Here is a 12,557-nt window from a genome sequence, read left to right as displayed (position 1 = left end):
CCATGCAGGGTAGAATGGCCCGCATCAGGGGCAACTATAGCAGACACTATGTACACAAAATTGCACGCGGTCGCGCGGCAGGTGGGCAGCCTCATCGTCGGCAAGGACGAACAGATCCGGCAGGCGCTGACGTGCCTGCTGGCCGGCGGCCACCTGCTGCTGGAAGACATGCCCGGCGTCGGCAAGACGACGCTGTCGCATGCGCTGGCGATCTCGCTGGGCCTGCGGTTCAACCGCGTGCAATTCACCAGCGACCTGCTGCCGGCCGACGTGGCCGGCATCTCGATCTATGAACGGGAAAAGAACGCCTTCGTGTTCCACCCGGGTCCGATCTTCACGCAGGTGCTGCTGGCCGACGAAATCAACCGCGCCACGCCGAAGACGCAGTCCGGCCTGCTCGAAGCGATGGAGGAACGCCAGGTCACGGCGGACGGCGTCACGCGCCCGCTGCCCGAGCCGTTCTTCGTGATCGCCACGCAGAATCCCACCCACCAGATCGGCACGTTCCCGCTGCCCGAGTCGCAGCTGGACCGCTTCCTGATGTGCCTCACGCTGGGCTATCCCGACCCCGCCGCGGAGCGCGCGCTGCTGGCCGGCGAGGACCGCCGCGCGATGCTGAAGACGCTGCCGGCCGCGATGACGCCGGTCGAACTGGCCACCGCCCAGCGCGCGCTGCGGCAGATCCACACGTCGGGCGCGCTGATCGACTACGTGCATGCGCTGGTGCTGGCATCGCGCCAGAACGGCTCGTTTGCCGAAGGCCTGTCGCCGCGCGCCGCGCTGGCGCTGGTGCAGGCGGCGCGCGCGTGGGCCGCACTGGAGGGGCGCGACCATGTGATCCCCGAGGACGTGCAGGCGGTGCTGGTGCCCGTTTGCGCCCACCGGCTGCGGCCCGTGAAGTCGAGCCAGGGGGCCGCGCTGGCCAGCCGCGAGCTCGTGCTGCAGCTGCAGAAGGCCGTGCCGGTCTAGCGATGCTGGAAGTCTTCTGGCGCCGCCTGTTCCGGCCCGAGCGCCGCAAGTCGCGCGACGGCGCCGTGCTGCTCACGCTGCGCCGCGTCTACATCCTGCCGGCCCGCGCCGGCTTCGCGTTCGCCGGCCTGCTCGTGCTGATGCTGGTCGGCGCCACCAACTACGTGCTGGGACTGGGCTTCGCGCTGACGTTCTTCGCGGCGTCGTGCGCGCTTGCCGACATGGTGCTGACGGTGAAGAACCTGGCGCACCTGCGCCTGGCCGGCGGCCGCGCCGCTCCCGTGTTCGCCGGCGAACCGGCGCAGTTCGAGATCCGCCTGCACAATGCGGGAGCCGCCGACCGGTACGCGATCCGCGTGCGCTTCGACACCGCCGGCGCCGACCACGCGACGGACGTGCCGGCGCATGGCAGCGCCGCCGTCGTGCTGGCGCTGCCGACGCTGGCGCGCGGCTGGCTGGTTGCGCCGCGCATCCGCCTCGAGACGCACTTTCCGCTGGGCCTGTTCCGCGCGTGGAGCTGGTGGCAGCCCGATCTGCGCGTGCTCGTCTACCCGCAGCCGGAAACGCCCGCCCAGCCGCTGCCGATGCGCGGCGCGGCCAGCGAGGAAGGCCATGGCGAAGTGGGCCTGGACAATTTCGCCGGCATCCGCAGCTACCAGCCGGGTGACCCGATGCGTCACCTGGCCTGGCGCCACATCGCACGCCTGGCGCTTGACGACGGCGGCCAGCTCGTCACCAAGCATTTCGAAGGCGGCGCCGTGGCGGAGCTGCTGCTCGACTTCGCGGTGCTGCCGCCCTGGCTCGACGTCGAGACGCGGCTGGCCCGCATGACGCGCTGGGTGCTGGAAGCGGAGCTGCGCATGCTGCCGTACGCATTCCGGCTCGGCCACCACCACTACCCCGCCGGCCTTGGCGACGCGCACCGCGCCGCCTGCCTGCAGGCACTGGCACTGTACGGTTCGGAGGCGTTCGGATGAAGGCCCTCGGCAGGCTGGGCGAGCTGACCCGCGACAAGCAGGACACGCTGCTGCTGGTCGGCGCCGCGCTGCTCGTCATCGCGCCCCACTTCGGCCACCTGCCGTGGTGGGCAAGCGCGGCGATCTGCGTGACGCTGCTGTGGCGCACGCTCCTGACCTTGCGCGGGCGCCGCCTGCCGCCCGTCTGGCTGCTGCTGCCCGTCGCGCTGCTGGCGATGGCCGGCGTCGCGCAATCGTACGGCACCTTGCTGGGCCGCGATCCCGGCGTGGCGATGCTGGCGCTGCTGCTGGCATTCAAGCTCCTCGAGATGCACGCCAAGCGCGACCTGTACGTGGTGCTGTTCCTCAGCTTCTTCCTGATGCTGACGAATTTCTTCTACACGCAAAGCATCTTCGCCGGCCTGGCGATGGCGGTCACGCTGGTCGTGCTGCTGACGGCCCAGATCACGTTCCAGTACACGGGCACGGTGCCGCCGCTGCGGCGCCGCCTGCGCGCGGCGGCCGGCCTGTTCGCGCTGGCCGCGCCGCTGGCGGCCGTGCTGTTCGTCGTCTTCCCGCGCATCCAGGGGCCGCTGTGGGGCCTGCCCGGCGACGCGCACGGCGCGCACACCGGCATCTCCGACACGATGGCGCCCGGCACGATGGCCAATATCGCGATGTCCGAGGAAGTGGCGTTCCGGGTGCGCTTCGACGGCGCCGCGCCGGGCCAGGAACGGCTGTACTGGCGCGGCGTGGTGCTGAGCCATTACGACGGCCGCACGTGGAGCCGCATCGGCGGGCGGCTGTACCGCCGCGACGGCGATGCGATGACGTTGCGCGTCGGCGGCGCGCCGGCGCCCTACGAACTGACGCTGGAGCCGAGCGGCCGGCGCTACCTGTTCACGCTGGAACTGACGCCGCCGGCGCTGGCTGTGCCGGGCGAACGGGTCGGCGTCTCCGACGAACTGGAAAGCTTCACGCTGCGCCCACTGATGCAGCGGGTGCGCTACCGCGCCCAGGCCTACCCCGACTACGCGGTGCAGCCGGCCCTCGATCCGGCGCTAACGGGCAAGTGGCTGGAACTGCCGCCCGGCTTCAATCCCGCCACGCGCGAGCTGGGCCGGATGCTGCGCACCCGCGCCGGCAAGGCGGACCGGGACGTGATCGACACCGCCCTGAAGGTCTTTCGCACGCAGGGCTTCATCTACACGCTGCAGCCGCCGCTGCTGGGGCACCATGCCGTCGACGAATTCCTGTTCCGCACGCGGCAGGGCTTTTGCGAGCACTACGCCGGCGCGTTCGTGTTCCTGATGCGGGCGGCCGGCATTCCCGCCCGCGTCGTCACCGGCTACCAGGGCGGCGAGCTGAATCCCGTCGACCGCTACCTGACGGTGCGCCAGTCCGATGCCCACGCGTGGGCCGAGGTCTGGCTGGACGGCATCGGCTGGCAGCGCGTCGATCCGACGGCGGCCGTGGCGCCGGACCGGGTGCGGCTCGGCATCGGCCAGGCGCTGCCGCAACCGGCGCCGTTCGGCCTTGCCGGGCTGGCCGCTTTACAGAGCGATAAGGATTCGTGGTTTTCGCGACTGCGATTTCATGCAAATGCGGCAAATAATGCTTGGAATCAATGGGTGCTGGATTACAATCCCGAACGGCAGAGAAATTTCCTTACGGCACTATCGACAACATTCGGCAGCTGGCGCTCCGCCGCCGCCGCGCTGGCGATCGGCCTGCTGGGATGGCTGTGGTACGCCGTACGCCGGCAGCGCCGGCGCGATCCGGTGCAGGATGCGTGGGAGCGCTTCGGCGCGATCCTGGCCCGGCACGGCGTCCGGCCCGCTCCCGACGAGGGGCCGCACAGCCTGCTGCGCCGCGTACGTGCACTCTCCCTGCCGGAGCACAAGAAGGCCGCGATGGCCGAATTCCTGGAACTGTATGGCGCGTTGCGCTACCGCGCGCTGGACTTTGAAGAACGAACACGGTCGGCCCGCCGGCTGGTCAAACTGCTGAGCCTGTCACGATGAAACGCAAATCCCTGATCGCCCTGTTGCTGGCTGCCACCGTCGCCGCAACGAGCATGCTGCCCGCCGACGCGCTGGCCGCGCCTACGTCCACCAAAACCAAGAAGACGAAGAAGCCCGCCAAGAAAGCCGCTGCGCCCGCCAGCGACTACTACACGGGCGAGTTCGTCAACTACAACCAGTGGAAGGAAGTGCAGCAATTCGCTGGCGACATGGTCGCGAAACACGGCTTTTCCCGTGCAGAGCTGGACAGCCTGTTCAGCAATGTGCGCTACCTGGATTCGGTGGTCCAGCTCGTCAAGCCGGCGCCGCCCGGCAAGCCGAAGAACTGGTCCGTCTACAGCAGCCGCTTCATCGAGCCGATCCGCGTCAATGCGGGCGTGCGGTTCTGGAACGAGAACGCGGACGCGCTGGCGCGCGCCGAGGCGCTGTATGGCGTGCCGGCTGAAACGCTGGTCGGCCTGATCGGCGTGGAAACGATCTATGGCCGCGACACGGGGCGCTTCCGCGTCGTCGACACGCTGACGACCCTGGCGTTCGCCTATCCGCTGGCGCCGAACCGCGAGGCGCGCATGGCGTTCTTCCGCGACGAGCTGGAGGCGACGCTGCTGTACGCCCGCCAGGCCGGCATCGATCCGCTGTCGCTGCAAGGCTCGTTCGCGGGCGCCGTCGGCATGCCGCAATTCATGCCGAGCAATATCCTGAAGTATGCCGTCGACTTCGACGGCGACGGCCGCATCGACCTGCGCAATTCCGCCGCCGATGCGATCGGCAGCGTGGCCGCCTTCCTCGTCGGCCACGGCTGGCACCGCGAGCAGCCGGGCGCGCTCGTCTACCCCGCCACCGTGTCGCCGTCGCGCGCATGGGAAACCTACCTCACCGGCGGCCTGGAAGCGAAATTCCGGCCGGAAGACTTGACGGCAGCCGGGGTCGTCACCACCTCCCCCTTGCCACCGGGCATGCTGTACGGCCTCGTGGATTTGCAGAACGGCTCGGAGCCTACCGAATACTGGGTAGCGAGCAATAACTTCTACGCGATCACGCAGTACAACCGCAGCTATTTCTATGCGATGTCCGTCGTCGAGCTGGGCCGCGCGGTCCGGCTGTCACGCGGCGCCAACTGACGGCGCGAACTGACGGCGCCAGCTGACAGCGGCGACTACAGTTGTAAGGAAGGGTAAGCGGACTTGCAATATTTCTTATAAGAATGTAATGTGTCCGTATTGCACGTTTGCACACTGTTGCTTTTAGGGCAGCTTTCGTGCGAAGTTTTATATTACACTTAACCTTGCACGTTTGACAAAGCCGCGCCCGTTTATCTACCACAAAAACTAGGGTAGAATTCTCACCAATTGTTGCGATAGGACAACGGCAACCTCATCAGGCAATATTTTTTTATTGCTCGTGAGTATGAGATTGCATGATGTTGTACAATTGTGTATATATTATGAAACTTGTTATCCCGGAATCGTGTGTGAATCGTTCCTCGGTGAAGGAAGAACTTCAACGCGCAGCATGAGCTCCGAGTGTTTCACTTTGCAGGACAAACTTTACAGAAGGAACAGACGCATCATGACAAACCAAGTCGGCATTGATATGAACAACGATTCGGAAGGCGACGATCTGCTGCAGTACAACCCGAACCGCCTGCTGGACACGCTGATCGAAAACCTGCGCCTGAAGAACGACGCTGCGCTGTCGCGCGCGCTGGAAGTCGCGCCGCCGGTCATCAGCAAGATCCGTCACCATCGTCTGCCGGTCGGCGCATCGCTGCTGATCCGCATGCACGAGGTGAGCGATCTGTCGATCCGCGATCTGCGCTACCTGATGGGCGACCGCCGCAACAAGTTCCGCATCAGCGACAAGCAGTTCAAGCCGAAGGAAGGCGAAACGCCAGCGGCCGCCGGGAACGCGACGAACAATACGAACAACAACAGCAATAACGGCTGATTGTTAAACGAAAGCCGGGCAAGCCCGGCTTTTTTTCTACCTGTGTTTCCAGCTGTGCGCCGCGGCGTCAGGCCGGGAACACGCCGGTGGACAGGTAACGGTCGCCCCGGTCGCAGACGATGAACACGATCGTCGCGTTTTCCACCGTCTGCGAGATGCGCAGCGCGATTTCGCACGCGCCCGCTGCGGAGATGCCGCAGAAGATGCCCTCTTCGGCGGCCATCCGGCGCGCCATGCGTTCGGCCGCGGCCTGCGACACGGATTCGATCTGGTCCACGCGCGCCTTGTCGAAGATCTTCGGCAGGTACGCTTCCGGCCATTTGCGGATGCCGGGGATCGACGAGCCCTCTTCCGGCTGCGCGCCGATGATGCGGATGTTCTCGTTCTGCTCCTTCAGGTACTGCGACACGCCCATGATCGTGCCGGTGGTGCCCATCGCGGAGACGAAGTGCGTGATGCGGCCTTCCGTGTCGCGCCAGATTTCCGGGCCGGTCGACTCGTAGTGGGCGCGCGGATTGTCCGCGTTCGCGAACTGGTCGAGGATGATGCCCTTGCCGTCGCGCTGCATCTGCTCGGCCAGGTCGCGGGCATACTCCATGCCGCCCGTCTTCGGCGTCAGCACGATCTGCGCGCCATACGCCGCCATGCTCTGGCGCCGCTCCTCGGACAGGTTCTCCGGCATCAACAGCACCATCTTGTAGCCGCGGATCGCCGCCGCCATCGCCAGCGCGATGCCGGTATTGCCGCTGGTGGCTTCGATCAGCGTGTCGCCCGGCTTGATGTCGCCGCGCTCCTCGGCGCGGCGCAACATCGACATCGCCGCCCGATCCTTCACGGAACCGGCCGGATTGTCGCCCTCCAGCTTGCCCAGGATGACGTTGTTACGCGCCGCAGCCTCCGCGCCCGGCAGGCGCACCAGCTGGACCAGCGGCGTGTTGCCGATCGTATCGGCAATAGTTTTGTATGCCATGCGTGTTCTTCTCTTCGCGAAAAGAAGCATTTTAATCCGGTTGCCGGTGCCGCGCTCGGAATGGCCTGACTGCTGAGCCCGTGTCCACCGTGGGGTCAACCCTGAAAACGGACACGGGCTCGACAGTTGTCCTGCCGAGCTCGTGTCCGAAAACGGGGTTGACCCCGAGGTGGACACAGGCTCAGCCGCGCTGCAGCGCCAGGCTCATATAGCAGTACCCCAGCGATTCGCCATCGATGCGGAACAGGTCGGCGATCTCGCCCGTCTGCACGAAGCCGCGCTTGCGGTACAGCGCGCGGGCGGGGGCGTTGACGGCGAGGACTTCGAGATCGATCCACGCCAGCGTCTCCACGCCCGAGGCCCAGCCGATCGCTGCGTCCAGCAAGCGCATGCCGAGGCCATGGCGCCGCGCGTCGCGGTGCACGCCCATGCCGAGCAGCACGCGATGGCGTGCCGCCGGCTCCGGGCGCGCGCGCAGGTCGATGTGGCCGGCGATGTGCGCGCCGTCGAACGCGAGCCACAGCCGGCGCCAGCCGCTCTCCGTCAGCGCCGTCGCCAAGCCATGGCCAAACGACGCCCGCTTCTCCGGCGGGAACATCGAGTGCGCGCGTGGCATCGGCTGGAACAGCGGCGCGCCTGCGGCGCCGTTGTCGCGCAGGTGGTCGTCCAGGTAGATGAAGAAGGCCGGCAGGTCGGCGCTGGTGGCGGGGCGGATCGTGATCATTGCAGCATTCTACAGTTGAGCTCGTGTCCGATGTCCGGGTCTGACGCCAGTCTGTGGAAAATGGACACAGACTCGTCAGTAATCAGCGCCGCGCCTTGCCGTCGCTGTCGAACACGTGCCACGCCTGCGCGGCGGCGGTGACGGTCGCCTGCTGGCCCGGGCGCCATGTCGCGTCGCTGCCGGCGCGGGCGACGATCGCTTCGCCCGAGCTTTCCGTCTGCAGGTAGACGTAGCTGAAGTCGCCCAGCAGTTCGACCGTCTGCACGACGGCGCGGATTCCGTCGCCGCCGTCGGCCAGCGCCACGTGTTCGGAGCGCACGCCCAGCGTGACAGGCGCACCGGACACGAGGTCAGCCGCGGCGGACGACGCCACGCGGGCCCCGGCCGCAAGCGTGACGCCGCCCGCACCGTCGGCGGCGCCGCGCAGGAAGTTCATCGCCGGGGAGCCCATGAAGCCGGCCACGAAGAGATTGTCCGGCCGGTTGTACAGTTCCAGGGGCGGGCCGATCTGCTCGACCTTCCCGCCGCGCAGCACGACGATGCGGTCCGCCAGGGTCATTGCTTCCACCTGGTCGTGCGTCACGTAGATCATCGTGCTCTTCAACGTGCGGTGCAGGTTCTTCAACTCGATGCGCATCTGCACGCGCAGCGCCGCGTCCAGGTTCGACAGCGGCTCGTCGAACAGGAATACTTCCGGGTGCCGCACGATCGCGCGGCCGATCGCCACGCGCTGGCGCTGCCCGCCGGACAGCTCCTTCGGCTTGCGCTCCAGCAGCGCCTCGATGCGCAGGCTGCCGGCGGCGGCCAGCACCTTGTCGCGGATCGTCGCCGCCGGCGTGCCCGCCAGCTTCAGCGCGAACGCCATGTTCTCGTAGACGGTCATGTGCGGATACAGCGCATAGCTCTGGAACACCATCGCAATGCCGCGCTGCGCCGGCGGCACGTTCGTCATGTCGTGCCCGCCGATCGCGATGTTGCCGTCGTCCGGTTCCTCCAGGCCGCAGATCGTGCGCAGCAACGTCGACTTGCCGCAGCCGGACGGCCCGACGAACACGACGAACTCGCCGTCGGCGATATCGAGGTCGATACCGTGCAGGATCGTCGTGTCGTTGAAGCGCTTCTTCACACCCCGGATCGTCAGCCCCGCCATGTCATGCGCTCCCCAGCACGATCTCCACCGCGTGCGCTTTGCCGTCGCGCAGCAGCGGGATCCGCGCGGTGCCGTCCGCCGGATGCAGCGGCACGCCATCCACGGCGATGTCGATCACCTTGGCCGCGGTGCCGTTCGGATTGCGCACCGTGACGTCGTACGTGCAGCCGGCCGGCAGCTGCAGGTGCACGGTAAACTCCGGCCAGTCGTCCGGCACGCGCGGCGCGACCACCAGCGTGTCGCCATCCTCGATCGTGCAGCCCAACACGGACTCGAGGCCCACGCGGAACAGCCAGCCCGACGAGCCGGTGTACCACGTCCAGCCGCCCCGCCCCACGTGCGGCTCGGCGCCATACACGTCCGCCGCCACCACGTAAGGCTCGACCTTGTAGACGTTCGCCGCCGCCTCGTCGCGCGCATGGGTGACGGGCGACAGCATCTCCAGCAGCTTTGCCGCGCGGCCCCGCCGGCCCGCCTCGGCCAGCGCGCGCACGGCCCAGCAGGCGGCATGCGTGTACTGGCCGCCGTTCTCGCGCACGCCCGCCACATAGCCCTTGATGTAGCCGGGATCGTGCGGCGTGTCGACGAACGGCGGCGTCAACAGCCGGATCAGGCCATCCTGTTCGGACACCAGCTGCGCTTCCATCGCATCGAGCGCCTGGCGCGCGCGGTCAGGCGGTGCCGCTTCCGACATCACGGCCCACGCCTGCGCCAGCGCATCGATGCGGCACTCGTCGCTGTCCTTCGAGCCGATCACCGCGCCGTTGTCGTAGTACGCGCGGCGGTACCATTCGCCATCCCAGCCGCCGTCGTTCAGCGCCTCGCCCAGGTGCGCCAGGTAGTCCGTGTACGCCTTGACGCGGGCGGTGTCGCGGCGCTGCTCGCAGATCGGCAGGAAGTCGCGCAGGATGCGTGTCAGGAAGAAGCCCATCCACACGCTCTCGCCCTTGCCCTCGCGGCCGACGCGGTTCATGCCGTCGTTCCAGTCGCCGGTGCCCATCAGCGGCAGGCCGTGCGCGCCCTGCGTCAGCGAGCGGTCCAGCGCGCGGCAGCAGTGTTCGTACACGTCCGCGCTGGTGCCGGCCAGCGCCGGCTTCAGGTACACCTCGTCCTCGCCGTCGGCCAGCTGGCGCGCCGTCAGGAACGGCTCCACCTCGTCCAGCACGCCCCAGTCGCCCGTCGTCTTCACGTAGAACGCGGTGATCCACGGCAGCCAGCACAGGTCGTCCGAGAAGCGCGTGCGCAAGCCCTGCTCCATTGGTGCCGGATGCCACCAGTGCAGCACGTCGCCTTCCTCGAACTGGTGGGCCGCGTGCAGGCGGATCTGCTGGCGCGTCAGGTCCGGCCGCGCATAGAGCATCGCCGACGCGTCCTGCAGCTGGTCGCGGAAGCCGAACGCGCCGCCGGACTGGTAGAACGCCGAGCGGCCCCAGATCCGACACGACAGGTTCTGGTACGTGAGCCAGCCGTTCATCATCAGGTCGATCGCGGGTACCGGTGTCTCGACACGCACGGCGCCCACCGTCGCGCGCCAGAACGCCACCACCTCGTCCAGTGCGGCAGTGACGGCGGCCGGGTCGCGATAGCGCCGCACCAGCGCCAGCGCCGTGTCGCGTGCCTGCGCCTCGCCCAGCAGGAACGCGCACGTGATCGTCGCGCCGGGCGGCACGTCGTACACCGCCTGGAACGCGGCGCAGGGATCGAGCCCCGCGCCGGTGGCATGGTCGAGGGCCGGCGTGGCCAGCGCGGCCGGGCGGATCGGATTGCCGTGGCGGCCGATTAAGGCGGCGCGGTCGGCCGAGAAATGCGTCACCTGCGCGCCCGGTGCGGCAGCCGCGGCAAACGTGATGCCGTCGGCGAAGGCGCCTGCCTCCGCGTTCGTCGCCAGCAGCGTATCGAACGCGGCATCGTATTCAGTGACGACGTAACGGGCGCTGTCCGCCGTCCCGCCCAGCACCAGCTGCTGCATCGAGAACAGCGCGAGGCGGCGCGGCGCCGGCCCGATATTGGTGATGGTCACCTGGACGATCTTGACGGGATCCGTGCGCGGCACGAACACCAGCGTTTGCTGGCGCAGCCCATGGCTCACATGGTCGAAGCGCGTGTAGCCGAAGCCGTGCGCCGCCTCGTAGTCGGCGGCGGCCGGCACGGGGCCCGGCAATGGCGACCAGTAGGCGCCCGTGTCCTCGTCGCGCACGTACAGCGCCTCGCCGTGCGGGTCGGCGATCGGATCGTTGAACCACGGCGTGAGCCGGTGCACGCGGCTGTTGCGGCTCCACGTGTACCCCGCCCCGCTGTCGCTGACGATGCAGCCGAAGCGCTCGTTCGAGATCGCATTGCTCCACGCCAGCGGCGGGCGGCGCAGCCGGTGCCGCGCCTTGTCGAAGTCGAGCCGGATCACGTATTCGTCGCCCGCGTCGTTGAAGCCGCCGTAGCCGTTGAAGCAGCGCAGCGGCGGCCGCTCGGCCGTGGCCGGATGTTCCTGCGCCGCGAGGGGCCGCAATGGCGGCACGGCCGCATAGCCGTCCGGCCGGGACAGCGCCGGCAGCTTGCCGCGGATGACCAGCTGCGCCGTGCGCTCGAACTGCGCCAGGTCGCCCGGCGCAAAGTCGCCCAGGCGCCGCACCAGCACGCCCGGCTCGGCGGCGACGTGGTTGCCGTATTCGTCCAGTACCAGCATCGGCAGGTCGATGCCCTTGGTCTGCCAGTAGCGCCGCGCCGACAGCAGCGCCTGCAGCATCAGGTCGTCCGGCCCGGCCGTGTGGACGATCGCCAGCGGCCCGGCGGGCACGCCGTATTTTGCCCTGTCGCTGGGCGCGGGCGTGATCGCGGCCGCGTCGGCCCGCACGGCCGACTGGCCATACAGCACCGCCGCGGCCAGCTGGTGGTAGTACTCGGCCTGGCTGGGCGGCATGCCCGCCTCTTCGAGCAGCACCGTCTCGCGCGTCTGCGCGTCCGACAGCACGGCCGGCACGTTCATCTGCGGCAGCGCGGCCGCCAGCGCCAGCGCGTCGTCGCGCGTAGCGGCCGTGCCCAGCATGAACACCAGCCGCACTTGCTCGCCGACGCCCAGCGCCAAGGTGCGGCGCAGTGCCATCGCCGGGTCCAGCACATTGCCGGCCCCGCCGTTCAGCGGGCCATCGATACCCTGCGGATGGCACACGTCGCGCCCGCGGCCGATGAACGCCGCGCGGTCCGTTTCGAATTGCGGGTCGCTGCCGCCAATGGCCGCGTTGACCATCCACAGCCCCGCCTCGTTGGCGCCGCGGGGGCGCCGGTGCGCCAGCAAGGCGCCCGTGGCCGGGTCGTGCTCCGTCTGCACGAACAGCTTGGAAAACGCCGGGTGCGACGCTTCGTCCGCCTGGCGGTTCAGCACCACTTCGAGATAGCTCGTCAGTTCAATGAGCCGCGAGCGGCCGGACAGGTTCGTGACGACGAGGCTGCGCAGCTCGACGTCGCGCTCCGGGTGCACGGCCACCTCCATGTGGGCGAGGATGCCGTACGCCGACACCTCCAGCCACATGCTGGCGCTGCCGGCGCCGGCGGCGCGCTGCAGGTCGGGCTGGTGCGGCTCCGCGCTGGGCTGGGCGCCGAGCGACCACAGGTCATGCGTTTCGGCGTCGCGCAGGTAGAAGAACCAGCCTTCCGCATCCTCGACGCGGTCGCCGTTCCAGCGCGTCAGCGCGATGTCGCCGGCACGCGTGAAGCCGCTGCCGGATTCGGTGATCAAGGTCGTCAGGCGGCCATTCGACAGCAGCCGGGCGTTCGGGTTCAAGCGGGTGGGCGACAGGTTCGCCGGTTCCAGAGTTGCCATGAT

Annotated in this window: 9 protein-coding genes; 5 read left to right on the top strand and 4 right to left on the bottom strand. The window is 68.4% G+C overall.

Annotated elements, in window-relative coordinates; translation table 11 throughout:
- Positions 1-48 precede the first annotated feature (48 nt).
- The 5 genes from IP92_RS03490 (at position 49) to IP92_RS03470 (ending at position 5,896) form a co-directional block, all read left to right on the top strand.
- Positions 49-969, top strand: a complete 921-nt coding sequence (locus tag IP92_RS03490) for an AAA family ATPase (protein ID WP_145873100.1) — start codon at positions 49-51, stop codon at positions 967-969.
- Between the two features lie 2 nt (positions 970-971).
- Positions 972-1,946: a DUF58 domain-containing protein gene (locus IP92_RS03485; RefSeq protein WP_145873099.1), complete on the top strand. Its 975-nt coding sequence runs from the start codon at positions 972-974 to the stop codon at positions 1,944-1,946.
- Positions 1,943-3,949 carry a transglutaminase TgpA family protein gene (locus tag IP92_RS03480; RefSeq protein WP_145873098.1) on the top strand — a complete coding sequence of 669 codons (2,007 nt, stop codon included), beginning with the start codon at positions 1,943-1,945 and terminating at the stop codon, positions 3,947-3,949. Before IP92_RS03485 ends, IP92_RS03480 begins: the two co-directional genes overlap by 4 nt.
- The gene (mltB, locus tag IP92_RS03475; protein ID WP_145873097.1) at positions 3,946-5,070 is read left to right on the top strand and encodes a lytic murein transglycosylase B; all 1,125 of its coding nucleotides are present in this window, start codon (positions 3,946-3,948) and stop codon (positions 5,068-5,070) included. Before IP92_RS03480 ends, mltB begins: the two co-directional genes overlap by 4 nt.
- A 448-nt stretch (positions 5,071-5,518) precedes the next feature.
- Positions 5,519-5,896 carry a hypothetical protein gene (locus IP92_RS03470; protein WP_145873096.1) on the top strand — a complete coding sequence of 126 codons (378 nt, stop codon included), beginning with the start codon at positions 5,519-5,521 and terminating at the stop codon, positions 5,894-5,896.
- Positions 5,897-5,963: 67 nt separating this feature from the next.
- Here IP92_RS03470 and cysM read toward each other — a convergent pair whose 3' ends face one another.
- From cysM to IP92_RS03450, 4 genes are all read right to left on the bottom strand, one after another.
- Positions 5,964-6,866 carry a cysteine synthase CysM gene (gene cysM, locus IP92_RS03465; RefSeq protein ID WP_145873095.1) on the bottom strand — a complete coding sequence of 301 codons (903 nt, stop codon included), beginning with the start codon at positions 6,864-6,866 and terminating at the stop codon, positions 5,964-5,966.
- Between the two features lie 181 nt (positions 6,867-7,047).
- Positions 7,048-7,590: a GNAT family N-acetyltransferase gene (locus tag IP92_RS03460; RefSeq protein ID WP_145873094.1), complete on the bottom strand. Its 543-nt coding sequence runs from the start codon at positions 7,588-7,590 to the stop codon at positions 7,048-7,050.
- An 82-nt stretch (positions 7,591-7,672) separates the two neighbouring features.
- Positions 7,673-8,740 carry an ABC transporter ATP-binding protein gene (locus IP92_RS03455; protein ID WP_145873093.1) on the bottom strand — a complete coding sequence of 356 codons (1,068 nt, stop codon included), beginning with the start codon at positions 8,738-8,740 and terminating at the stop codon, positions 7,673-7,675.
- A gap of 1 nt (position 8,741) precedes the next feature.
- A complete protein-coding gene (locus IP92_RS03450) occupies positions 8,742-12,554 on the bottom strand; it encodes a GH36-type glycosyl hydrolase domain-containing protein (RefSeq protein WP_158206815.1) in 3,813 nt (1,270 codons plus the stop codon).
- Between the last annotated feature and the right edge of the window lie 3 nt (positions 12,555-12,557).

Source organism: Pseudoduganella flava (assembly GCF_007830495.1).
Classification (GTDB): Bacteria; Pseudomonadota; Gammaproteobacteria; order Burkholderiales; family Burkholderiaceae_D; genus Rugamonas; species Rugamonas flava.
The sequence above is the reverse complement of the archived record's forward strand: the minus strand, read 5'-3'. Positions and strand labels throughout refer to the sequence as shown.